This is a genomic window from Pseudomonas sp. PS02302, from assembly GCF_029959585.1.
GTDB lineage: Bacteria > Pseudomonadota > Gammaproteobacteria > Pseudomonadales > Pseudomonadaceae > Chryseomonas > Chryseomonas aestiva.
This window is the reverse complement of record NZ_JASCON010000003.1, coordinates 18,701-42,836: the sequence shown is the minus strand read 5'-3', so window position 1 is coordinate 42,836 and position 24,136 is coordinate 18,701. Positions and strand designations below refer to the sequence as shown.

Sequence of the window (24,136 nt, the reverse complement as noted above, 5' to 3'; positions counted from 1 at the left end):
CTGGTTAGTTCCTAACGTTAGCTAACGTCTGCGAGGGTTTGTCGCTTTTGAGCGTCGGTAGCCCGTGAGAGATGCGCGGATCAACACTGGTCAGGAGCTGAACCTGGAATCGCGGCCGCCTCAGCCGTGTGGGGCTCTTTGTGGGCTCTGACCAATAGAAACAAGACAAATCTCAGCTATGGCGCGGGCTCCGTAGATCTAGTACGGGGATATAACTTCCCCGTACTGTATGACTCAGTTTTTAGAGGTTCGGATAGTTGCATACGCAGGATTGGGTGATAGCCTTCGGCGATCGATGTGGAGAGTTACCGTGGGCCAGTTGCTACCGAAGCAGGTGAAAGAGCTATCCGAACCAGGCGTCTACCAGGACGGCCGCGGCCTCATCCTGCGTGTGGCCAAGACCGGGGCCAAACGCTGGATCTTCAGATTTTCCTTCCGAGGTCAGCGGTATGACGTAGGGCTGGGTGGCTATCCGGCGGTCTCGTTGAAGCAGGCCCGGCTTGAAGCGGACAGGCGCCGACTGAAGATCGCGGAGGGGGCGCCTGAGTTACCGGGCCGGCGATCGCCTGCGGCTCAATCGCCGGCCGCGGGACCCGACCTCTTCGAGACCCTGGCCGGGCAGTACATCACCACCCACGGTGCTTCGTGGAGCCATGACCACCATCGTCAATGGGTCAGCTCCATGGAACGCTATGTCTTCCCGGTACTCGGTCGCCGGCCGGTCGCCGAGATCGATACCGACCTGGTGCTGCAGGTGCTCCGCCCGATCTGGGACAAGATCGAGGTCACCGCCGCGCGCATCCGCAACCGCATCGAGTCGGTGCTCGATGCCGCCCAGGCACTGGGGTTTCGCGAAGGCGCCAATCCGGCTCGGTGGCGTGGCCACCTCGACAAGCTGCTGCCGCGCCACGATCGCAATGTCACGCACCATCCAGCGGCGCCGGCGGAAAGCTGTCCATCCGTGCTGCATCGCCTGGATTCCCTGGACGGTCCAGCCGCCCGTGCGGCGGAGCTGCTGATCCTCACATCACTGCGCAATGCCGAGGTTCGCGAGGCACGGTGGGCGGAGTTCGACTTCGACGCAAGACGCTGGACCATCCCGGCGGAACGCATGAAGCGAGACAAGGAGCATATCGTGCCCCTGACGAACCGGATGCTGGAGGTGCTAGAGCAGCAGAAGGGTCAGCACGATACCTGGGTGTTCCCCAACGCCCGCGGTAAGAAACCACTGCCGGGCAACGCGATAGGCCGGGCGCTGCGGAAGATCAAGCTTGAGGGAGCGGTCCCGCACGGCTTCCGCTCGACGTTTCGTACCTGGGCAGCGGAGACCACCTCACACCCGAGGGAAATCTGCGAGAAGGCGCTGGCCCACAGGATTGGCTCCAAGACTGAGGCTGCCTACAACCGAGGCCCCCTACTCGAAAAGCGGCGCGCACTGATGAGCGACTGGGAGACATTCTTGGCGATGCCGGAGTTGCCAGGCTCGGAGGACGTTGCATCAGGCGTCCTGCAGGACGCCTGCAGGACGCCTAGCGTGATCTAGGAAGGCGGTGCGATCCCGTAGCGTGGGAGCTGGGACGCCTGCAGGACGCCTGCAGGACGTCTAGCGTGTTCTAGGAAGGCGGAGCGATTCCGTAGCGTGGGATCTGGAACGCCTGCAGGACGCCGGCGAAAAGGCGCCTGATCAGCCACGCGCCGCGCAAGACGCCTATGGGATGCATTATCTCGGCGGTGATTGATCGCGCCTGTGTGACCTGGAAACAAAAAGCCGGCGAAGGCGCCGGCTTTTGGGGAGTTGTGGCTACCGCCAGCGTGCTTTATGCCAGGCGTCTTTCAGCCACACCTCTGTTGCTACGTGTCAGTGCCCTTACAAGGGCGCTCCCCGTCGAGTAGCGCTTGGCGATTGCCTGCCTTGCAGGCTCGCCGTAGGCGTTGAGACGCCGCGTGGCAAGAAACTCTACGTTAGACAAGCCCAGCTCCTTGACGACCTCATGATCCGCCAACCCCCAACCGGCCAGGTCCTGAACACGAGCTGCCAGTTCCAACAGCTCGGCGACCGGACGCTCGGTGAGTACTGCGTCATTCACATCGCAATGGAAGCGATCGCGCTCAGCGACCGCACTGCAGAACGGGCAGGACGACCGATGACCCATGGAGCTCGACACCAGGTAAGGAAGGCGGCACCGGCGTGAGGAGCAGATACGGACCACGACCTCTTTGGAGCGGTACTCACGTGCGATCACCCAAGCGCGATCGATATGAAGCGCCTCGGTCGAAGTCGCCAGCGCTACCTCGCCTGCGGACCGGTATCCGGTGTAAACGCGATAGGCGGCCATGACTGCCTGGACATCGACATCAACGAACGGATTTTTTGCGGCCCGAAGGTACGCACACATGAACAATGTTGCTTCAACGACCTGGCCGGAGTTCGACAGCAGGCAGGCGCCACTTGGGAGGGGGCCGCTAGCCCCTTTGTACTCGACCCCAATCTGCTTACGCAGACGATTGACCTGCTTGGAGGTGTGATCGGTATGCACGGTGATGATGCTGCAGCGAAAGCCTGCCTGCACCATCTGCTGGGTCAAGGTTGCGTTGTCCATGTCTGCGGATCTCAAAGGGTGTTATCGGATTCCCAGGTTCAATAGCTGGGATTCATGACGCGAAGCAGTAGCTGAAGGGTGTCGCTGCGCTCACCGGCGGACTCACGCACCAGGCCGTCTCGTGCGGTGAATTTCACACGGCCCAGGGCGGCAATTTGGTTGCGCTGGCTGAAGGAGCTTTCTTTGAGCCAGCCGGCGTCTTTCTCGGATAGTCCCCAGAAGATTCGGCTCTCCAGCTCCGAGGTACGCAGATCCTCGCGGATCTCGCTAAGCACATTGGTTACGAGGCTGACGCTGTAGCTGTTCAACATGGCGCGGGGGGCACTTCCACCATCGCCGTGTACCAGGCTGATCTTGAAGACCGAAGCGGGCAGGCAGGCCAGCCGCTCAATGTCGGCTTCAGCTGCGGTGAGCAGCCACTTTCCGTCCTCAGTGCTGATATCGAAGAAGCGGTAGAGGGCGCTGTCCTTCGACTCGATCCACTCTTGAGCCGTCTCCAGCAAGCAACCCACTGGCGTCGCGGTGATCATCCCTGCTCTCCTTCCTGCTTGAGCAAAACGAGACGTCTCCACACGCGGAGGACGTCCTCTCCATAAGCCCTGGCGACACTGACCAGCTCTGGATTAGGGGTGTGATAACGCCCAATCAACAGCGCTAGGTCACCCCCTTGCTTTTGAAAACCGCAGAAGACTTTCGTGGCGGTCCGCACGTTGGTGCGTAGATCGAGCAGGTCCGCCGGGTCGCTGACCTCGCCCCCATTCCACCGTAGGCTGATCTGCATCGCTCCCACAGCAATTGCCCGGGTTCTGGGCAACGCTTCTCGGAGCAGTTTTTCTGCTTCTGCGCGAGTTCCCGGATGAAATCCCTTGCCGTCGATATTGAGAGCATAGGGATTGGGGGTGACCATCCGGCCCGCGTATTTTTTCGATTCAACCAGCGCAATTGCGTAAAGAAGCTCAGGTGACGGCCGACACCCTTGAGTCGAAGGCCTATCCCAGACAGTGCCAGTCAGGTCGAAGGCAGCTACCTGGCCGGGGACTGCACTGACAGCACAAAGCAGTGCTGCTGCTAGCCTCCCGAAAATAGCTCCAATATTCGCCACACCAGCCACCCTGCAAACTGCACCTCTAATGTGTGCATATTTTGTGCTCTGGTTCTCACTGTTTCAATAGAGCCATCTATCAATCGCCTCCTTAGGGGGCTAACTGGCCCCATTTCCGGGACGAACGGCGTGTACGCTTAAGGAACTCCTAATATTCGGTGATTTGCTTCACACAATAAGCGTTTTTGTTCGTCACCAGATTGACGGATAGCGCGGAGAGCGATGCCGTTTACGTTGATGGCGTCGTAAATTCGACACCATTCTGTGAGCATTTTCCCGTTCAGCTTTTGTACAGGGAATGGTGTAAATAAAATGCGCGTAAATGGCCGATAATTGGACCGATGTTCAGCGCACCACCAAGCCACGCGGGCGACCGCAATCGCCTCGTACAAGGAAGGGACCACCATGCACTACACACCCGAAGCCACTTCGCACGAAGCGTTCGTCACACGGGTTAAGGACCTCATGGATGCTAGAGGTCTGTCCGTTCAAAAGCTGGCCCTTGCTTTGAACGAAAACGAAGGGACTACGAAAAACATGCTCTACCGAGGTACGAGCTGTAACAGGGAGCGCCTTGTAGCGCTTGCCGGCGCGTTGGGAAGCACCGTCGAATACCTGGCGACAGGTGTTGGCGAGCCTGGCCAGACTTTGGAATCGGTCACCCTTATAGTCAGGTCGCTGCGCGAGCTGGCCTATGAGAAAGGCCTGCTTGGAGAGAAGCCTGACTTCGCCTCCGAAGGGACATTCCTTCGCACGTTTCCGCTGCCGCTTCAGTTGCTTCAGCGGTATGGCATCAGCCCGGGCAACGCCAGGGCTGCAAGAGTCGACACTGACGCCATGGAGCCATACATCAAGCCAGACGAGATCGTGGTCGTCGATATCGCAGACACCACGTTGACGGAAGGGAATTTCATCCTGACCCATCATGGGTCCGTCATTGTGCGCAGTGTCAGCCCAGTGAGTGATTTGATGAGCTTCAACGTCGCTAACGTCCGCTATTCCAGTATGACGTTTTCTCCTGAGGATCTTGCCAGCGGTGAGGCCAGAGTGCCCAAGGTCGTAGGTCGGGTGAGGTTCAAGATCTCTACGACGTCGCTTTGAGTAGGGCCTGATCCCTCTCGTCGGTCGGATCGCCTGGCGCGTGAAGGAAATGCGAGAACCTGAATGCGTGGCCAGGTCGTATTCGTTCAAGTTCCCGCACTGATCTCTCAACCAACTGCCCCCTAACCGGTTAGGTCGACGTTAAAGCTAGGACGCCTTCGGGGGCGCGGTGACACACTCGAGAGTTCTTCACCACGCTGCTGAAGGTCTGGTAGTGCGCCTGCCTCTCCAGTCTCCACTACTACCGCGACGGGGATCCTGCCGACCTCTTGAGAAGGCAATGGCGGCTTCGGCAGATCGTCGGCAGGTAGATCGCCTGGCGCTTCGCCGGCTCGCAAAGGGCCGGCGTCCAGCTTAGGCGCTATCAACCCGGGGGATGGGCTGGCAAAGCCCTCTACCGACATACCACGCTCGGCCATGAGTCCTAGGCTCGCCAACTCCAACAGGCGCTTCACCCGTTGCCGGCCCGGGAGCCTCAGCAGCTCGGCTTGAAGCATTGGAGCCGTACCGTCCCGAAATTTGACGTTCAGTCTCAGCGCAAGATCGTCCGGCGCATCGCTCATCTCCTAGCTCCCTTATCAGTGATTGAGCCAATACCCGAAGGCGTTGGAGATAACCGGCTCACTCGCGGCGAGAATCTTCGACAAGGGGAAGATCTCCTTCGCCGCGGCGCTATAGCAGGTGCCGCCGCCGCCACCGATCAAAACGAAGTCGATCGCCTCGCCATCGAGGAAGCGCATCTGCTGCTTCATGTTCGATAGCGCCTTGGGCACAACAGTCATGACCGCCTGATCCACGAATGGCTGCAGGTCCACCTTGCTGCCATAGAGCTGGATGTATGGCTTGCCCCGCTGCAAGGCAATCTCGATTTTGTCGCGACCAGGGCCCGGTCCGCCAAACTCTTGGGCGATCAAGAGATTGATAGCCTCAAGCAGAGCGCTCATTGCCTCCATGGACGAATCGCTGGAATCTCGAACGATATCCCCGCGGCGGAAGACCACCCAATCAACCGAGAAGAACCCTGGGTCCAGGACTAGGATTACGCCCTCATCAAGGTCGTCCGGGCTTTCGTAGGTGCTGTAGATATAGTTGAGGGTCCCAACCGGCTGCGGCAACACAGTGACCTTCTGGACAGTGATCTCACGCTGCGGCGCCACCTGGTGAACGCCCGTCAGCTGTGCGGTCAGCCGCTCGACCAGCTGCGAATTGCGCATCTGGCTGACCGGAAGGCCGGTGATGAGGTGGTCGATCTCCGTTCGACCGTCCCGGCACGCATCGCTGATCGACGCGTTGAACAGCGCTCGGTAGCTCTTCGAGGCGGGATAGTCTGCATGCAATTCCCGCGTGACCCCGGCTCGGCCGGCGCTTAGAAACGCCGCCCAGGGTTCGCCATCGAGAGTGACATAGTGCTCCCCCTCCTTGAGTACCGCGTTGCCATTGAGGCTTCCTAACGGCGCTGCCTGGGCAGGGGAGATGAATTGGCGTGGCAAGGTCTCGTCGGCATAGCCTTCGACCCGCTTGACGTTGGAGTAACCGATATCGAGGCCCACTACGTACGGAGCGGCGTTCTGGGATTTCTTACTCATGCGTGCACTCGCTTGAAAGGGTTCGCAACGCGTCACGTCCCGCAATGGTCAGCCAGGCGTCCTGGAGGACGCCTGGCGCAAGCACGCCCATGCAACAGCGCTGCCGTTCGTGCTTGAGGCGTCCTACAGGACGCCTGGCAGGGCATTTGCCAATCCCTACCCGCCTCTCAGGCGTCCTGTAGGACGCCTGCCGGTCAATTCGGGAGCACCTTGCTTCGCCCTCCTCTCCGTAGGCGTCCTGCAGGACGCCTACGGAGCACGTCGACCATTGCGGTGGGCAACGAGGCGTCCTACAGGACGCCTAGGACAAGAGTGCCTATCGCCTCTCTCTTTCTCTCTCCAATTCACGCCCTCGAAGGGCGCGAATTCGCTGAAGCCATGCGGCCTGGGAGTGCTTGAATGGTGTCACCTAGTACTGGCAAGGCATCCGTATGAGTTGTTGTTCGGGAATCGACTTTAACGCCATGAAATCTGCCAATAATTATTGACAACACATACGGATGAATTGCCTTTTTTGTGGCTCCGCGGGAGACCTTCACTTATCCATAATTAATGACAATACAAACGGATGAAGTGGTTTCTTGACTCTCGCTTCACAAGCGATATTTCTGCCCTATAAAGCCCGCGCGTAAGGGGGACCCAATACCAAAAATCTTTCGTCACTGATTAACATTGTCAATAGTAATTACAACCTTGGCGATTCCGTTCAAAATCGGCTCCAGGGCGCCCTTTGGGAACAGAGATACCGGTCATTTTCCCATAATTATTGACAATCTGAACGGATGTATTGGTCTGCCGAGCCTTATTGACCATGCATACGGATGTGTTGGGTTGATCGTTTACGCCCGTTCCGAGACGGTTTTCCCAATAGTTAATGACAATACAAACGGATGTATTGAGTTTGGGGATAGACGCCATTGGCTAACAGATTTTCCATTATTAATGGCAATACAAACGGGTGAGTTGGCATCGTAGCACAGGGGTATCTGACAACGGTCTAGCGCGAAACTGGTCAAGTCACCCTTTCCGGTGACGATCATACCCAAGGTTCACCGCCTCATTTCCCAATATTTAATGACAATACAAACGGATATATGGTTTTTCTCGCCGGAGCGTCCCATTTAGGACAGGGAAATGCATATTTAATGACAACCTATACGCGTTTATTGGTTTCTATGGAAAACGTAGATTTTTGACCCTGTTTTCACCCTCGTTCGCTAATGACAACCCGAACGGTCTCCTTGTAAATAGATAGGATATGACAATGACCCCTGCAATCGACCCCCAAGTCAGCAACGGCCCAATTTCACGTCTTTATGGGCTGGCTTTGACTTCACTGGACGAGGCGCACGAAGCCCTACGCGAAGAAGCGCTGCGGCTGAGGGATGAGTACTTCGAGGATGCCAAGGCAAGAGCCGATGGGAAGATCATCTATCGACTGATCGACGTGCGTGGCAATGGCAAAGGATCTGTGTCCATCGTCTGGTGCAAAGTCTTTTTCATAAAAGGTAGCAATGGCGCGAAGAAGCATGCGCGTACCCCCATCGCCAAGGGGTTGGGCTACACCTATGCGGCCACCCCAGTCACCATCGGAATGGATGCGTGGTTCGTCGAGCTATTCCATCTGTATGAGCCCAAGCTGGCCATGATCAGAGAACAGCTCCTAAACCTCGGCAAGGTGCGAAAACTGCTGCTGATGCAGCAGCGCAAGGTGAACGCCAATCCGCCGGTTGCTTAGTTGCGTTTCCAGAAGTACCGGTACGGTGATCCTTTTCCAGACAGCAAGGACCGGTTTATGAAACGTCCACCAGAAATGGATCACCCCGTCATCGTCGATCGTGTCGACCTGGACATGTGGGCCGACCTCTACTTTCAAGCCTATTGCGGCCAGCCGAACGCGGTGGCGCTATCAGACTTTCTCAAGCAGCCCTACGCCTACCTGCACGAGGCCGGCCTCCTACAGGTAGATCAGCAAGAGCCGGAGTATCCAGTCTTGCTGCCGGTCCGCACGGGCATCGCCCGGCAGATCCAGGATGAGTGGGCAGCGGAGCAAGAGACGAAGCTGGCGCGCAGCTCGGCGAGGCGGCATCTCACACTCATACGCGGTTCGATGCGCTGACACCGTGGTCGCCAGGAGGGTAACTGGAAAGGGGCCGGCAGCTTGCTGCCGGTAGCGGGACCCCGGCGCCTGCCCATGTTAAAGGTTCAACTCTGCCGGGCTGTACGATCGACGACCGGCATCGGGTGTGAATTACCATCCAGTCAGCAGCCGCGAGTGCCATCCTCTCTCTCTCAGAGTTGGGGGAAGACAGATGGCGGTACGGTCCGTAGCGCAAACAACGGTGGGCACTGGCCTCGTGGCGGTGGCATTTGCCATTGTCTGCGAAGGTGCCCGATGGCTTCATGCAGCCAGAAATGGACTGCTGCCTGCTGACCTCCCTGCGCCGTTTGATTCGGACCCTGTGATCGCCCTTCTCACCGCAGCCAGTTCCATCGCGACGCTGCTACCTGGCTGCATACTCATTGCTCGCCACACCGGTTAGCTGAAACCAGGCACCGGCGTGCGATCACCTTCCTGCACGAAAGAATCTTTCGCTTCGTCTTCCCTGCCGTCTGTCGGTGTCAAGCTTGCTGGATCGTTCCTCCCTGATTACTGTCTATTTATACAGTAACTCTAAAGGAGGCCATTCCATGTCCATTTCTCCCCGTATCCCTCGTCTCTGTCACCGCTGTCCCGATCGCTCTGTTGAGTACCAGAAGGTCATGGCTTCAGGGATTGAGCAGGTGGGCCGCTATGGACATGCTTGGTGATGAGCAGGACAGCTTCGAACAGCAGCAGTCCCTGTTTCGCCCCACGGAGCTGACGTACTGCCGCAACCTCGTGGATCTGCTGACCGAGGAGCTCGATCAGGTACGTCAGTGCCTGGGGCAATCCCAGCGTGCTAATCGTATTTTAGTCGCTGAGCGGGACGTCCTGACGGCGGAGGTACAGCGGCACCGACTGCGCTACGTCCAGTTCGTACAGGAAGAGAATCAACGCCACGTGCCCCGGGGTGACCGGCTCATTCCGGACGACCGCAACGATCCCCTCTCGCGTGCCCAGCGTCATATCCTGGGGCTGGAGTCGATGAACTCCGTCCTGCATGCAGACCTCTTCAAACTGCGTGCGCAGCTGCAGTTCCTGCTCACCGAGCGCGGCAGCACGCCGACGGCACAGGTGGTGCAGACGGGGGTGCAGCATGGATAACGCGGCCACCAATGTCGTGGCGCTCGACTCTCTGCTCGACAGTCGCCGTGTGTGGCGCGGGCAAAGTCCGCATGTGGACGACGCCAGCACCCAGCCAACCGGGCACTCCGCGCTCGACGGCCAACTGCCCCTCGGCGGGTGGCCTGATGCTGCCCTGACCGAAATCCTGAGCGCCCGGCCGGGCCTGGGTGAGCTGACGCTCGTCTGGCCGACGCTGGCGCGCCTGACCGCCGCCGGCGAACGCGTGGTGCTGATCGCCCCTCCCTACTTGCTCTACCCACACGCCTGGCTACAGGCCGGCGTCGACCTTGGCCGGCTGAGCGTCATCCATGTCCAGGGCAAAGACGTGCTGTGGGCGGCAGAACAGTGCCTGCGCTCCGGCAGTTGCGGCGCGGTGCTCTGCTGGCCCAGCAAGGCGGATGATCGCGCGTTGCGCCGGCTGCAGGTGGCCGCCGAAACCGGGCAGACCCTCGCCTTTGCGTTCCGCCACCAGCGTGAGGCGGTCAATGCATCCCCCGCGGCGCTGCGCCTGGTGCTCGACGGCTCGCCTCAGCAGTTGCGAGTGCTCAAGTGCCGCGGCGGCAATCCCCCTGTCGCCGCGCTGGCGCATCGAGTGTGGCATTGAAGGACGACCGCAATGAAATGGGCCTGCATCTACTTCACCCAGTTCGCATTGGACGGTGTGCTGCGTAACTGTCCTGATCCGGACGAACCCCTGGTACTGCTCCACGGGCCTATCCAGCGCAGGATCATCAAGGCGGCGAACCCGGCGGCCTTGTCGCTTGGGCTCCGGCCTGAGATGACCTATACCGCGGCTCAAGCGATCTGCCCGCAGTTTGCGACGGTCGAGTACGACGAGGGGGCACTACGGCGCCAGCACGAGCTGCTCGCCGCCTGGGCCTATGGGTTCAGCTCTCAGGTCAGCTTGCACTTCGACGACGCCCTGGTGCTTGAGGTGCAGTCGAGCCTGCCGCTCTTCGGCCCGTGGCCCCGATTCGAAGCGCGCCTGCGCCAAGAGCTCACGGCGCTGGGGTTCAGCCACCGGATCACCCTGGCGCCCAACCCGGTCGCTGCCCGGGTGCTGGCCAACGCCGGCGACAGCCTCAACGTGCGGGAAGACGCCGGCCTGGCCAGCGCCATGCGCACGCTGCCAGTAGCGCTGCTTGGCTTCGAGCCTGAGATCGTCCAGGCCTTGAGCCGCATGGGGCTTCGGCAGCTCAGCCAGGTGCTGGCGCTGCCTCGGGCGCAGCTCGCCCGGCGCTTTCAACTGAGTCTGCTGAACCACCTCGATCAGATGCTGGGCAGCAAGGTCCTGCCCCTGGAGTTTTTCCTGCCGCCGACCACCTTCAGGCTGCGGATCGAGCTCAATTTCGAAGTCGAGTCGACCCAGGCCCTGCTGTTCCCGCTGCGTCGCCTGACCTCGGACCTGGCCACCTACCTGGCCGGCCGGGACATGGGCGCCCAGCGCTTCACCCTGCGCCTGGAGCATAGGGAGGCGCCGACCACGGAGGTGGTGGTTGGCTTACTCGCCCCGGAGCGTGATCCTGCGCTGCTGTTCGAATTTGCCCGGGGCCGCCTGGAGCCCACCCAGGTGGTGGAGCCGGTACTCGCGATTGGCCTGGTTGCCGACGAGTTGCCCTCCTTCGTCCCTCAGCACCGCGGCCTCTTCGATGAGCGTCCGCAACAGACGGTGAGCTGGGAGCAGCTGCGCGAGCGGCTGCGTTCACGCTTAGGCGACGACGCGGTCTATGCGGTAGGCGCCCAGGGCGATCACCGACCTGAGCGGGCCTGGCGGCGCGACACGCCTTCCCTAGCACTTCAGGCGCTGGGACCGAATCGGCGACCAGGTTGGTTGCTGCCGGCGCCGGAGCCCCTGGATATCGATCAGTCACGGGTCCTAAGCGGGCCAGAGCGGATCGAGAGCGGGTGGTGGGACGGTGAGGATGCCCGGCGGGATTACTACGTCCTCGAGCTCAGCGACGGACGCACGGCGTGGGCCTTCCAGTCGCCGGCCGAAGGGCCGGGCTGGTGGGTGCAGGGGTGGTTCGCGTGACACCCGGCTATGCCGAGCTCCACTGCCTGTCGAACTTCAGCTTCCAGCGCGGTGCCTCCAGCGTCGACCAGCTCTTCGAGCGGGCCAAGGCCATGGGCTATGAGGCGCTGGCCATCACTGACGAGTGCACTCTCGCCGGCATCGTGCGGGCCTGGCAGGCGTCGGAGAAGCACGACGTCCGCTTGATTGTGGGCGCTGAGTTCCAGGTCGCCCAGGGGCCAAAGCTGGTGCTGCTGGTGCAAGACCTGCAGGGCTACCAACAACTGTGCCGGCTGATCACCCTCGCCCGCCGGCGCGCAGACAAAGGCAGCTACCGGCTACTGCGCGAGGACCTCGACCAGGTCGCTGGCCTTGTCGCACTCTGGGTACCGGAGCGGGGCGCGGAGGCGGAGGCGGAGGCGGTGCGCTGGTTGCTGCAGGTGTTCCCCGGTCGGCTGTGGATCGCCGCCGAGCTCCACTTCGATCAGGACGACCAGGTGCGGCTGCGGCAGCTGCAGGGGCTGGGTGTGGCCTTGGGCGTAGCGCTGGTGGCCACCGGCGACGTGCACATGCACTGCCGCGGGCGGCGGGCCCTGCAGGACACGATTACCGCGATCCGCCATCACGTCCCGGTGGCCGAGGCTGGCCAACTACTTTTCCCGAATGGGGAGCGTCACCTGCGCACACGTGAGGCATTGGGGCGCTGCTACCCGCCAGAGCTGCTGGAGGAGACCCTCCGCATTGCCGAGCGCTGCACCTTCAGCCTGGCCGAGCTCCGCTACCAATACCCGAGCGAAGTGGTACCGGAGGGTCATACGGCCACCAGCTGGCTGCGGGTTCTCACTGAGGAAGGTTGCGCCTGGCGTTGGCCGGAGGGACTGTCGGATCGCCTGCGCGCTCAGATCCAGAAGGAGCTTCAGCTGATCGCCGACAAGGCATACGAGAGTTACTTTCTGACCGTGCACGACATTGTCCGCTTCGCACGGCAGCAGGGGATCCTCTGCCAAGGGCGCGGCTCGGCCGCTAACTCTGCAGTCTGTTTCGCCCTGGGCATCACTGAGCTGGACCCGACCCGGATCAACCTGCTGTTCGAGCGCTTCATCAGCCACGAGCGCGACGAGCCGCCGGACATCGATGTGGACTTCGAGCATGACCGCCGGGAAGAAGTCATCCAGTACATTTTCCGCCGCTACGGCCGGCAGCGCGCCGCGCTCACCGCGGTGGTATCCACCTATCACGCCGCTGGCGCCGTCCGGGACGTGGCCAAGGCCCTAGGCCTACCTCCGGACCAGATCACCGCGCTGGCGGACTGCTGCGGCCGCTGGACGGACAACCTGCCGCCACCCGAGCGATTGCGCGAATCGGGCTTCGACCCTGATAGTCCCCTGCTCCATCGGATCCTGGTGCTCACCGGCGAGCTGATCGGGTTCCCACGTCACCTCTCCCAGCACCCGGGCGGTTTCGTCATCGCCGATCAGACCCTGGATACGCTAGTGCCTGTGGAGAACGCTGCCATGGAAGGACGCACCGTCATCCAGTGGGACAAGGACGACCTAGATGCGATGGGCCTGCTCAAGGTCGACATCCTCGCCCTGGGCATGCTCAGCGCCCTGCGCCGGTGCTTCGACCTGGTCAAAAGCTATCGGGGTGAAGAACTGACCCTGGCCACCGTTCCCCAAGAGGACAAGCCGACCTACGCCATGATCAGCCGCGCCGATACGCTCGGGGTGTTCCAGATCGAGTCACGCGCGCAGATGGCCATGCTGCCGCGGCTGAAGCCGCAGACCTTTTACGACCTGGTGATCGAGGTGGCCATCGTCCGCCCAGGCCCCATCCAGGGTGGCATGGTCCACCCGTACCTGCGCCGGCGGACCGGCCAGGAGGAGATCAGCTACCCGCCGGAACTCGAGCGCGTCTTCGGCCGAACGCTGGGTGTCCCATTGTTCCAGGAGCAGGTGATGGAGCTCGCCATCCTTGCCGCCGACTACACCCCGGGCGAAGCCGATCAGCTGCGCCGCAGCATGGCGGCCTGGAAGCGACACGGGGGCCTTGAGCCGCACCGGGAGCAGCTCACCTCGCGCATGCTCGCCAACGGCTATACCGCGGAATACGCCGCGGATATTTTCCGGCAGATCGAGGGGTTCGGCAGCTACGGCTTTCCCGAGTCCCACGCGGCTAGCTTCGCCCTGCTCACCTACGCCAGCTGCTGGCTCAAATGCCATGAGCCGGCGGCCTTTGCCGCGGCGCTGATCAACTCCTACCCCATGGGCTTCTACAGTCCCGACCAGATCCTGCAAGACGCCCGACGACATCGCCTGCAGACTCTGCCGGTAGACGTGACTTGTAGCGACTGGGATTGCAGCCTTGAGGATGTCGCAGGTAGCTCACAGCCGGCCATCCGGATGGGGCTACGCATGGTACGAGGCTTGGCCGAGAAAGCCGGGCGCGCGGTTGAGCAGGCCCGCCGGCAGCGGCCGTTCAGCGATGTCACCGATCTATGCCTGCGCGCCGGCCTCGATGCCAAGGCCCGGGAGTGCCTGGCGGATGCAGGGGCGTTGAAGGGGCTGGCCGGACATCGCTTCCAGGCGCGCTGGGCAATGGCCGCGATTGAGCCGCAGCTACCCCTTTTCGCCGAGGGCGCTGTGGTTGAGGAGGAGATCCAGGAGCTGGTCGCGCCGACCGTGGGCGAGGACCTCTATTCGGACTATGCATCATTGGGTACCACCCTGGGTCCGCACCCGATCTCACTGCTCCGGCCAGCATTGTCAGGGCGGCGGTTGATGAGCTCGAAGGACCTGAAGGCGCGGCGCCATGGTCAGCCCGCGCGGATCGCCGGCTTGGTGGTCGGTCGGCAGCGCCCCGGCACCGCCAGTGGCGTGACCTTCGTAACGCTGGAGGACGAGTTTGGGATGGTCAACGTGGTGGTTTGGCGAACCCTGGCGGAGCGCCAACGGCGGGAGTTGGTGGCGTCTCAGCTGATGCGTGTAGATGGCACCATAGAGACGCGAGACGGAGTACTGCATGTAGTGGCGGGTAGGCTGGAAGATATCAGCGAGCTGTTACAGGGGCTGGATACGCGCAGCCGGGATTTTCACTGATCAGCCAACCCCAATTATCTTTAAGTCGAATACCTACTTATTTGCTGATCCGGTTGCCTCTTGATGATGCCAAGTTACCAAGCAACCTGCCGTCTAGGCCAACCGCTAAGGCCGTGCTAGTGCCCGCGCTAAGGCATCGATGCCCAATGCAGCGAAAGATGACTAAAAGGACGTAGCGCCAAGATGCAGGCTCAGACCTCGTCAGGGCCGGCTGCCCCACAAAGCCTGATGACCATACGTCCGCACACTCCTAAGCGCCTACTCTGACCCATACCCTTAGGGGACACCGTCCCCTGAGGCAGTTGCCTGCCAATGCGTTGGAGACAACCACGAAGAAGATCCAAACGCTCGATAGCACCTGCCTGATTCACGTTCAAGAAGACGCTGCAAGGCTAAAGATTGCGCAATTACCCTTAGCCCTATCCTTATTCAAAGAGAAGAATTCAACTCTCGGCCCAATCGAGTACCGCCTGATCATATGACATTAGCGCACCGTTATGCAGCCGATACTCCTCAGCTGCTCTCCGGCAATTAGCCTTCAACTGTTCGATAGTAATGCCATGCACCTCAGCAACATGATGGGCAATTTTTGCGCCTCCGCCATCACGTACCGCGAGATATTGCATATAATATGGGGGAGCATCTTCAAATCGATCTTTACTCTTCGCCATACTGCCCACTCCGCGACTGGCTTACAAAGAGATAACTTTAGCACCACAAAATATACGCATTCCCGAATGTTAATGTGCTCAACCTAAAACACGTCAATCTTTAATCGCTTCCTGCCGCTTGATTATCATCATCTTCTAGCTCTAGCAGAAAGCGAAATGCTTTACATACGGTAATTTGGTTTTGCTTATTTTCGGTGAGGCACAAACTAAGCATACTCCAAAGCTCTTGAGATTCTAATCGGTCTTTACACTCTTCAATTTGGCGCAGCAAACAGTCAATGTGATCTTGCTGCCTGGCGTAGCGCTCGAGAAGATCTAAGCCGTGCAGACGATTTTCCTGGTTCATCCTTGCCCCTCCTCTTTGAGGCAAATTTCAGCGGCGAGGCAGTAATGCGCGCCGGCTGTCGGCATAGATCAGAACGTTCCCCCAAAAACTATAGCTTAGCCTAGGCTCATAGCAGCGATAGGTTCGTAGGGAATCTGTCGATCTGAGGTAGATGCAATGAAGGGCTTAGGCAACGTACTAGAAGCACTTGATCCCCCGGTAAAGCATTTCGCAGAGTGGCGCACTGAAGGCTTGTTGCTGACTTTGCTTGACCCTGGTGTACCGGCCAAGGTCAGCCGTTTGATCTCAAAAAAACGTTAGCTGACGCGGGGACCCTCAATGTAATTATCCTCTATGCGGTCAATGAGCTTCGTCTAAAGGGATCGCACGTCCCGTTAGAGCCTGGCACATTGCTCATTCCTCAACCCTAGGCGCCAACTGCCACTTTTCAAAGGCAAGCTCGCATCTGTAGCACATCCAGGAGCTCTGAGAGGCAAAATGAAGGTTCCGTTTAGCCTTAAGACTTAATCCTTTTAGTTGATTTACGGTGAAGTTGACTAATACTTCGAGAATTTTGGCTTAATGCTTTAGGCCAAATTGAATCTTAGCGCCCCTAAAACGCTAGTGCTCTACTCCAGATATCCAGTATTAGCAACGCAAGGGCCCGTCTGCCAAGACTGACCAATGTGAACAAATGCGGATTGCTTCACAGCATTTGCACACGAACACTGTGCTCGATCTTAGCTGCAATTTTCCGCCGCAACGATTTTTTGGGCGTATTGTCAACTAAACTCCAGCCCTTCGCTTCGAGATTTCCTATGTCGAAAATCACCGCGTTCGTTGGGGGCGTGCTGTTCTGCATAGTGGTAGGCTCTATCGTAATAATTCTGGTTTCAGTCCTGCTTTTTGATTTTTGGTGATCTGGCGCACTAGATGGAAATAACCAACGGATCGAAGCGAACGTTGGTAGACCGTTACGCCTCTGTTAGAGCACTCTGAATTCCCGCTACGGATGACCCAAATGCAAGACGTTGTAAACCCCCTAATTAAGGCGCTTATCCCTTACACCTGCCACGCCGTATGCCGCAGTGCAGACCAGTCAGTTCTGCTAACTGTAGCGGATCCCGACCGGACGGCCAGCATCACGAAGGTCATACCCATTGCGAGCCTGCGCTGCAAAACAGCATTTTCAGCTATCGTTAAAGACCTACAGCGGGATATGGAATACGCCGTTGGAATGATGAGCCCAGAGTGCTTAGCAGACCTACGTATCCGAGGCGCACGCATCGTGCGCTTTGATACATAAAAATCGTCACTATTATCAGTAACCGACCACCTGCAGCTTAACCCCATTGGAAATTCTTACCAATTTAAGATGGGGTCGCCTTTCGATTAGTTAGTGATAAACACCATATTAATATCTAAATCTTACCTATATATCATTGGCGTTATCAACCGTACCGAAGTAGCCGGGCTCTTGGCCTTAGAGACAAGTTTGATCCGCTCGGCCAATCCCTGCACCGCATCTTCACCGTTGAAGACCGTGAAATGGGCGTGCCTGAGCGTGAGATAGGCCAGGCCATCAGTCAGGGCCGCGCGGACGATGATCGCTGGCACCTGCGCGCCGATGGCCAACAGTTCTGGGCCAGCGGCGTAGTGATGCCGATTTGGGAAAATGGCCAGTTCGCGGGCGTGATCAAGATCATCCGCGACCTCACCGAGCGGGTAGAAGCCGAAAGCCGGCGGCACCGCCAAACCGAACAACTGGCCGAGCAGTTCCAGCAGCTCGCGGAAACTATTCCTCAAATGGTCTGGATCTCGGACCTCGAAGGCAATGACCTTTACTTCAACCCGCGCTGGGAAGCCTTTTCTGGGCTGACCTCTGAGCAACTCAACCACCACGGCTGGAATCGTCTGATCGATGGCGCCACCCGCGCCCACGTCACGGGCGAGCGGGCTGACGCGCTGGCCCGTCGAGGTGACTGGGAAGCGACCTTTCAGATGCGTCACCGCGACGGTAGTTACCACTGGTGTCTATGCCGGGCCCTGCCGATCCGCGACGCCGAGGGCGAGATCATTCGCTGGTTTTCCTCCTGCACCGACGTCGACGCCATGCTTCTCCAATCCCAGGCTTTTGAGAAAGACGCGATTGACCAGCGCGCTGTGAACGTCCGCCAGGACGCAGCCATCGCCCAATCGAATCAGGATCTCAGCAACTAACGCCATGAACGCGGCATGGCGGAAGACAAGGTACGCCAGCTACAGAAGATGGAAGCAGTCGGCCAGCTCACGGGCGGGGTCGCCCACGACTTCAACAACATGCTCACCGTCATCATGAGCGGCCTGAACATGCTGATGGCCAAGCTGGCGCGCGGCGACCACAACATCCAGCGCTACGCCGACCTGGCCCTTGAAGGTACCAATCGCGCAGCCGAGCTCACCCATCGTCTGCTCGCCTTCTCCCGCCAGCAGCCGCTCGTGCCGGAGGTCATTAACCTCAACCGTCTGGTCAGCGGCCTGTCAGAATTGCTGCAGCGAACGCTAGGCGGCAGCTATCAGCTGGAAATCATCCGTCATGCCGGCCTCTGTTTCACCCAGGCGGACATCAGTAGCCTCGAACAGGCCGTGGTCAATCTCTGCGTCAATGCGCGGGATGCCATGGAGGAAGGCGGCGCCATCACCGTGGAGACCGGCAACGTCTACCTGGATGATCATTACGCGCTAGAGGAAGGCGTGCCGGCCGGCGAATACGTGATGGTAGCCGTCAGTGACACCGGCACCGGTATCGACGCCGAGACGCTCATGAGAGTATTCGAGCCCTACTTCACCACCAAGCCCGTCGGCCGCGGCACCGGCCGGGGGTTGTCCCAGGTCTACGGCTTCGTCGCCCAGTCCTATGGCCATCTCAAGATGTATAGCGAGGTCGGCTATGCAACGCCATCGTTCACAACGGCAGCCTGGACCGAGGCATGTTCTTGCTACCTAAGCCGTTCACACTGCGCAACCTCGCAATCAAGGTGCGCCAAGTGCTTGATACATAACCTTTCGTCTATTGGTAACAACTTAAGCCAAACGCATGGCTCAAACACGTATGATCCCCTGCTGCTCTTTAGACACGTACCCAAATGACCTATTCACACCCGCACATCCTCGTTGTTGAAGACGAGCCGCTGGTTCGCCAGCTGATCTGCGACATCCTTGCAGATCTGGGCGCGGTGGTTACCGAGTGTGATCGGGCCGACTCTGGATTCGAGTACCTGGAAAGCCATGCGTCGGAGGTGACGATGGTTATCTCTGACATCCTTATGCCGGGCCGCCTAGACGGCTATCAGCTGGCACACCTCGTGTTTCTGCGTTGGCCTGAGCTGCCAGTCTTGCTGACTTCAGGCTTTTCTGGCGCTCAAACTCACCAACTACCGGCCAACACTAGCTTCTTGGGCAAACCATGGTCTTACCAGCAGATCGAAGATGCGGTTAGGGCACGGCTCCCGGCCTGTTTCTAAATTCTCTTTGCTAAAGGTAATGACACCAAGCTAAGGGTCCCGCTGGGCACTGCAACCCAATACACGGCGAACGAAAAATTTCGCCTTGTCGCTGTGTATCGCTCTTTTGTCTGCCTACTTATCCACAACCCTAGGCAGGCCTGATAGAGTGGCCGCTCCTATCTGAAGGCCTATCCTAATTGATCAACCTGAACTCCTTCCGCGTTGCCGTGGTAGAAGATGATGCTTTGCTGTGCCAGATTTTAGAGGACGTGCTGCGGGAGCGCGGCGCTGAATGTAAGGCCTTTCCCAATGCCGATGACGCCTTGGTTGACATTCTCAACTCGGGCAAACCCGACCTCCTGATCACCGACCATTTGGTACCCGGCCAACTGACAGGTGCCGATCTTGCGCAGCTGCTGACCAGCCGCTGGCCTTCTCTTCCGATCATCATCACGACGGGCTACGGCTACGACATTCAGAAGGATCTACCGCCCAATGTTGTCTATCTGCAGAAGCCATGGCTCAGTGAGACCTTGGAAAACGCGATAGCTGACGTGCTCCGATAATGTGCGGGGAGCTACCGCCCAGCGCATCAAAGAGATGAACCGGTAGCGCCTGCGCTATCTTTAGCCGTTGAAGTCTCCACACGTCTAGCTTCATGCCTACCCTTCCCTTCCAGTTCGACCCTCTCGCCACCTACGACGTCTTGCCACATGAACCCGGCATTGCCGGTACCAGCCGGTTGATCGCCGGATATCTATTCGTCTCCCGCAACGGGATACTGGATACGGTGCGAGCAATGGGCGAGATGCGGGAGCAAGTCCTCTATCTGATCAATACAACCATCGCCATTGGCCATCTGCAGACCGATCAGTTGGTACTGGAGCGTACGGGCGCCATTTTCACGTTGTCACTTCGCAACGACTGACCATCGAAGGGTTAGCATCAAAGCGTGCCCTGCCCCCCCTAAGTGGCTGAACTGCTGGCGATAGAGTGTGGTGAAAAGCTCATTCAGCTTCCGCAAATCCTCACCTGGCAGCGCTGAGGCATCGCGCAGGGCCATCAGGTAGGACTCAAGCCGTTTGTGATGCAGGTCTAACGTCTGCAAGTTGTGCGCGCGCTCTAGATCAATAGCGTAGGACGTCAGTGAGAAGAAAATCGCAAGGTTAGGCAAAGGCGGAAGAGCTATAGGCATCTGTCAGAAGCATAGGTAGCGTGTCATCGATAAGGCCCATTCGATGTCCTTATGACTCTCGCCAGCTGTCATAAAACGAAGCCGCTCATCCGCTGGCAACGCCGCAGCGTCTCCAGCCCGACAAGCAGCTCCTCCAGATAGGAGTTTGATGCAAGGGGCGCCGATGGCTCTGGCGCTCGCTTTGCACCCTACCCGGGTGTAGTCGGGAAAATTCTGCCTTTTCCAGCACGCTTCGCCGTGTACATCCAGCTATCGGCTTCCCGTATCAGCTCGGTCGAACTCTTATCGGATTTCGGCGAATAAAGCGCAATCCCTATGCTGGCATGCACGCTGGCTGTACCTCCATGGAGCGCAACCGGTTCAGCGATGCTCGCTAGTAACTTGGACGCAACCGCTCTTGCGTCGACCAGCCCCTGCGGAACACCCTCCAGCACAACAGTAAATTCATCGCCTGCCAAACGTGCGACAACGTCGCAGGCGCGGGTACCGTCGCGCAAACGGTTCGCGATGATGCGTAACAGTTCGTCCCCCGCCTCGTGCCCGAGGGTGTCATTGACGTTTTTAAAACCATCCAAATCGATGAATACCAGCGCCAATGGCGATTGGTTGCGGTCTGCGCGCGTCAACGCCGACGGAAGCAGGTCGTCAAGCGCACGTCGATTTGGCAGGCCGGTGAGCGCATCGTGCCTGGCCTCATGTTCGCGCCGCGCCTCTAAAGCCTTGCGCTCCGAAATATCGTGTAGAAATGCGCTGAACTGTGTGTGCTCACCGATCTTTAGAGCGCGAATCCGAACCTCCACTACCAGCGCTGTTCCGTCTTTGCGTACCGCTGGCAACTCCAAGCGCTGGTTGAGCACTCTTGCCTCACTGGTCGAAAGATAGCGTGCCATTCCCTGACGATGCGCTTCTCGCATTTCCGCGGGTATGATTAGCTGGTGCAAGGTGTTCCCGATTGCCTCACTAGCTGCCCAGCTAAACGTCTCTTCCGCCACCTTGTTCCAAGCGGTTACTCGACCCACCTGATCCATGCCGATGTATGCGTCGTTGGCGTTCTCGATAACTGAGGCCAGCTCTGCCTCGCGGTCGCGCACCTGCTGCTCCGTGCGCTGCTGACGCTCAATCACTGCGTATAGTGCGCTATTAGCTTCCGATAGCTGCTGTGTACGGGCCCGCACCCGCACCTCTAACTCATGGTGAACAGTTGCTAGCGCCGCCTCTGCCGCTTTGTTCGCCTGGATGTCAGTGCTGACGACGATGTAGTACTCAAGCTCGCCTGCGGCAGTATTTTTTCGGCTGATACTCTCGCTGACCCAGATCGACTCGCCGTTTTTATGCAGATAACGCTTTTCCGCTTTGGACGTCGTGGCGTAGCACGCGCCTTGATCTGCTGTCGGCTCAGACGCAACGTCGTCCGGATGGGTCAGCTGATGCATGGTCATCTGGCGTAGCTCATCACGGCTATACCCCACCAGCTGGCACAGCGCGTCATTCGTACTCAGCCAAACGCCATCTTTGGCCAGCAGACCTATGCCAACCGAAGCGTGCTCGAAGACTGCACGAAAGCGCGCGTCGCTCGCCGTAAGCATCGCATCAGCGCGATCAAGCTCAGATCTTGCAAGTAGAACGGTCTCGCGCAGTTGAATTTCACGCGTGACTAAGCTCGCCAGGTCCTGCAGGACTATCAGCTCGGCCTCTGTAAGTATGCGGGGTTTGGAATCCATTGCACATAGCGTACCTAAGGCCAACCCGCCTGACGTGCGAATGGGTACGCCCGCATAGAAGCGAACGTGCGGGTGATTTCTCACCAAGGAGCTAAGGGCAAATCGCTCATCGCGCTCGGCATCAGGCACGACCAATGGAGCAGAGTCGATGATTGCGTGTGCGCAGAACGCCACGTCGCGATCGGTCTCGATCAGGTCCATGCCGACTCTGGATTTGAACCATTGCCGATGCTCATCGACGAGTGAGAACAGCGCGATTGGTGTCGAAAGGCTATGCGCAAGAAGGCGTGTGATACGGTCGAAAACCGGTTCCGGATCGGTATCCAGCAGCTTCATCGCTCGCAACAAGGCAAGCCGCTCATACTCATCTGGGGGGACATTTACGCCTGTGGATTCGACGGAGCAGTCTGTCACCAACAACCTCCCTAGTGAATTTTTAGAGTAGTCATACTATAAAGCAGCAACGACTGGCACGTTTAGCGCCTCGACCCTCAGCGGGCGTGAGGTAACGACCGCCTGCGGTCCGAGGGATGTGAATGGATTACTGGCTGGCTGCGACGCCTTACTGAGCACTACGCGTTGTCGCTAGCGCCAAGGCTATTCATGTATTTATCCGACTAGGTTGCCTGACTTCCAGGGGAAAGCGATGCCGATTTCTGCCAGTCAACGAGCCCGGCTCTCCGCGTCACTCGCACGCTACATTGCAGATTTGGAGGACGCCCGAGACGTATGCGAGCTGGAGCTACATTTTCATCGTGCAGGCGCTTACATCGCGGCGGTTCGAGACGTGGAAGGCGTCTGTGTAGAGCAAACCAACGGACTGCTAGTCGTTATCGATCTTATCTACCAACACGGGCTTTCCAGGCTTGAGGAAACTCCGATCCTTGACGTCCCGCAGAGCTAGCGCACCTTCTACTATCGCGCTAGTTAGCCTGCCGCCTGGTAGGGGAAGATTCGCGTCATGTATCAGAAAGGGCTGCGGTCTAGAGCCAAAAATAAGAGTCATCCAGGCGCCGCAGATGCGGGTTGAGGGGCGAACATCGGCTTTAAGAAAGGTACTAATTGGTTTGGTAAGGAAAGTGCAACTTCGTTATCAACGCTTGCAAGGCTGCCTTATGCTGCTCGACCCCTTTCATTGCAAGCTCATACTCCTCGACTGCTTGGCTTCGTCTGGCCGCCTCGCTGCTTCGCGCAAAGTTTTCAAGCAATAGCTGTTTTTCGTGCAATGCCCGAATCGCTACCCATAGGGCTTCTTCAATAGACTCGTCCTGCGCACTGAGCAAGGAAGCAGAGGTATAGGCATGTCCGGTATGACACCGGAAACGCAACGGACTGGATCCAAGCTTAAACAGCGTGCCTCCGCACTCTGGGCAGGTCATCCCCGAGACCTTGCCGATGCCATCGAGCGCGGCGCCGCCTCCTGCACTTGGGTCATAGGTCAGCTTGTTTTCCGTAACAAATGGCTCAGTAAGGCTACTTTTGTTAAGTGCGGAATCATCCGCTCGCCTATCCTGGAGTGCGTGCACGATGGCCTTACTCAACTCGCCCAGGGGCAGGCAGAAATCGACCGTCACATAACGAAGCGCACTCTCGGGCATCGACGGCGCGTCAGCTGTCACAGGATCCTGTACAAATGCGAGCCCACCATAGGCCTTGATCGCTTGCAATCCAACCACGCCGTCATCGAGCTCACCCGTCAAATCACCCCTGCAGCGCCTCGTCTGTAGCTGATGGCAGCAGACCGAAACATTGGATCGATAGCGGGGCAGGTGTAGTTTTCCTTAGCGCTTCGGACCAGCTGCATCGTTCCCGACTGTAGCAAAAGATGGTGATCTGGCGACGCAACATACACGTGGTTCTTATTTATCGGTTGGTCGGTCTCGGCGAACCTCACAGGAAGATGTGTATAGGATGCCAAACTTTCCGGTAGCGAGCTGACGTGATTGCCAATGTCCATGGTTGTAAAAACTGCG

20 protein-coding genes and 1 pseudogene are annotated in these 24,136 nt (G+C 58.8%); 13 read left to right on the top strand and 8 right to left on the bottom strand.

Annotated features, from left to right (window positions below; translation table 11 throughout):
• The first annotated feature begins 310 nt into the window (after positions 1-310).
• Positions 311-1,543, top strand: coding sequence for a tyrosine-type recombinase/integrase (locus QMX82_RS01875; RefSeq protein ID WP_064307047.1), 1,233 nt, complete (start codon positions 311-313; stop codon positions 1,541-1,543).
• Between the two features lie 274 nt (positions 1,544-1,817).
• On the opposite strand, the gene QMX82_RS01870 is transcribed toward QMX82_RS01875, so the two are convergent.
• The 3 genes from QMX82_RS01870 to QMX82_RS01860 are packed head-to-tail and all read right to left on the bottom strand — an operon-like array spanning position 1,818 to position 3,507.
• Entirely contained in the window at positions 1,818-2,600 is a 783-nt protein-coding gene (locus QMX82_RS01870; RefSeq protein ID WP_064307031.1) for a FlhC family transcriptional regulator, read from the bottom strand.
• Between the two features lie 38 nt (positions 2,601-2,638).
• On the bottom strand, positions 2,639-3,130 hold the full coding sequence (locus QMX82_RS01865) for a hypothetical protein (protein WP_064307032.1): 492 nt from the start codon (positions 3,128-3,130) through the stop codon (positions 2,639-2,641).
• Entirely contained in the window at positions 3,127-3,507 is a 381-nt protein-coding gene (locus tag QMX82_RS01860; RefSeq protein WP_231893023.1) for a lytic transglycosylase domain-containing protein, read from the bottom strand. The genes QMX82_RS01865 and QMX82_RS01860 overlap by 4 nt, the downstream gene beginning before the upstream one ends.
• 600 nt (positions 3,508-4,107) lie before the next feature.
• Here QMX82_RS01860 and QMX82_RS01855 point away from each other — a divergent pair.
• Positions 4,108-4,803, top strand: a complete 696-nt coding sequence (locus QMX82_RS01855) for a LexA family transcriptional regulator (protein WP_064307033.1) — start codon at positions 4,108-4,110, stop codon at positions 4,801-4,803.
• Between the two features lie 578 nt (positions 4,804-5,381).
• On the opposite strand, the gene QMX82_RS01850 is transcribed toward QMX82_RS01855, so the two are convergent.
• Entirely contained in the window at positions 5,382-6,389 is a 1,008-nt protein-coding gene (locus QMX82_RS01850; protein WP_064307035.1) for a ParM/StbA family protein, read from the bottom strand.
• Positions 6,390-7,653: 1,264 nt separating this feature from the next.
• On the opposite strand from QMX82_RS01850, the gene mobI reads away from it, so the two are divergent.
• From mobI to QMX82_RS01820, 6 genes are all read left to right on the top strand, one after another.
• Entirely contained in the window at positions 7,654-8,127 is a 474-nt protein-coding gene (gene mobI / locus QMX82_RS01845) for a conjugative transfer protein MobI(A/C) (protein WP_064307036.1), read from the top strand.
• 57 nt (positions 8,128-8,184) lie between these two features.
• Positions 8,185-8,508, top strand: coding sequence for a hypothetical protein (locus QMX82_RS01840; RefSeq protein ID WP_231893024.1), 324 nt, complete (start codon positions 8,185-8,187; stop codon positions 8,506-8,508).
• 675 nt (positions 8,509-9,183) lie between these two features.
• A complete protein-coding gene (locus QMX82_RS01835) occupies positions 9,184-9,636 on the top strand; it encodes a hypothetical protein (protein ID WP_064307038.1) in 453 nt (150 codons plus the stop codon).
• Positions 9,629-10,261 carry a translesion DNA synthesis-associated protein ImuA gene (gene imuA, locus QMX82_RS01830; RefSeq protein ID WP_064307039.1) on the top strand — a complete coding sequence of 211 codons (633 nt, stop codon included), beginning with the start codon at positions 9,629-9,631 and terminating at the stop codon, positions 10,259-10,261. The genes QMX82_RS01835 and imuA overlap by 8 nt, the downstream gene beginning before the upstream one ends.
• Before the next feature lie 12 nt (positions 10,262-10,273).
• Positions 10,274-11,689, top strand: a complete 1,416-nt coding sequence (locus tag QMX82_RS01825) for a Y-family DNA polymerase (RefSeq protein ID WP_074584868.1) — start codon at positions 10,274-10,276, stop codon at positions 11,687-11,689.
• Positions 11,686-14,766 (top strand): error-prone DNA polymerase, encoded by a 3,081-nt coding sequence (locus QMX82_RS01820; RefSeq protein WP_074584917.1) that lies wholly within the window; start codon positions 11,686-11,688, stop codon positions 14,764-14,766. Before QMX82_RS01825 ends, QMX82_RS01820 begins: the two co-directional genes overlap by 4 nt.
• 443 nt (positions 14,767-15,209) lie before the next feature.
• Here QMX82_RS01820 and QMX82_RS01815 read toward each other — a convergent pair whose 3' ends face one another.
• Both QMX82_RS01815 and QMX82_RS01810 read right to left on the bottom strand, forming a co-directional pair.
• The gene (locus QMX82_RS01815; RefSeq protein WP_143008550.1) at positions 15,210-15,437 is read right to left on the bottom strand and encodes a hypothetical protein; all 228 of its coding nucleotides are present in this window, start codon (positions 15,435-15,437) and stop codon (positions 15,210-15,212) included.
• 100 nt (positions 15,438-15,537) lie between these two features.
• Positions 15,538-15,783 carry a hypothetical protein gene (locus QMX82_RS01810; RefSeq protein WP_143008549.1) on the bottom strand — a complete coding sequence of 82 codons (246 nt, stop codon included), beginning with the start codon at positions 15,781-15,783 and terminating at the stop codon, positions 15,538-15,540.
• A gap of 1,404 nt (positions 15,784-17,187) precedes the next feature.
• On the opposite strand from QMX82_RS01810, the gene QMX82_RS01805 reads away from it, so the two are divergent.
• From QMX82_RS01805 to QMX82_RS01785, 5 genes are all read left to right on the top strand, one after another.
• The gene (locus QMX82_RS01805) at positions 17,188-17,982 is read left to right on the top strand and encodes a PAS domain-containing protein (protein WP_331712177.1); all 795 of its coding nucleotides are present in this window, start codon (positions 17,188-17,190) and stop codon (positions 17,980-17,982) included.
• A 15-nt stretch (positions 17,983-17,997) separates the two neighbouring features.
• Positions 17,998-18,891, top strand: coding sequence for an ATP-binding protein (locus QMX82_RS01800; RefSeq protein ID WP_064309078.1), 894 nt, complete (start codon positions 17,998-18,000; stop codon positions 18,889-18,891).
• On the top strand, positions 18,888-19,265 hold the full coding sequence (locus QMX82_RS01795) for a response regulator (RefSeq protein ID WP_064309077.1): 378 nt from the start codon (positions 18,888-18,890) through the stop codon (positions 19,263-19,265). Before QMX82_RS01800 ends, QMX82_RS01795 begins: the two co-directional genes overlap by 4 nt.
• 179 nt (positions 19,266-19,444) lie before the next feature.
• Entirely contained in the window at positions 19,445-19,813 is a 369-nt protein-coding gene (locus tag QMX82_RS01790) for a response regulator (protein WP_064309076.1), read from the top strand.
• A gap of 92 nt (positions 19,814-19,905) precedes the next feature.
• The gene (locus QMX82_RS01785) at positions 19,906-20,175 is read left to right on the top strand and encodes a hypothetical protein (protein WP_064309075.1); all 270 of its coding nucleotides are present in this window, start codon (positions 19,906-19,908) and stop codon (positions 20,173-20,175) included.
• 455 nt (positions 20,176-20,630) lie between these two features.
• Here the strand turns inward: QMX82_RS01785 and QMX82_RS01780 are convergent, their stop codons facing one another.
• Together QMX82_RS01780 and QMX82_RS01775 are read right to left on the bottom strand one after the other, a co-directional pair.
• On the bottom strand, positions 20,631-22,499 hold the full coding sequence (locus tag QMX82_RS01780) for a sensor domain-containing diguanylate cyclase (protein WP_173150398.1): 1,869 nt from the start codon (positions 22,497-22,499) through the stop codon (positions 20,631-20,633).
• Positions 22,500-23,221: 722 nt separating this feature from the next.
• A pseudogene (locus QMX82_RS01775) lies at positions 23,222-24,120 on the bottom strand (chemotaxis protein CheB).
• Between the last annotated feature and the right edge of the window lie 16 nt (positions 24,121-24,136).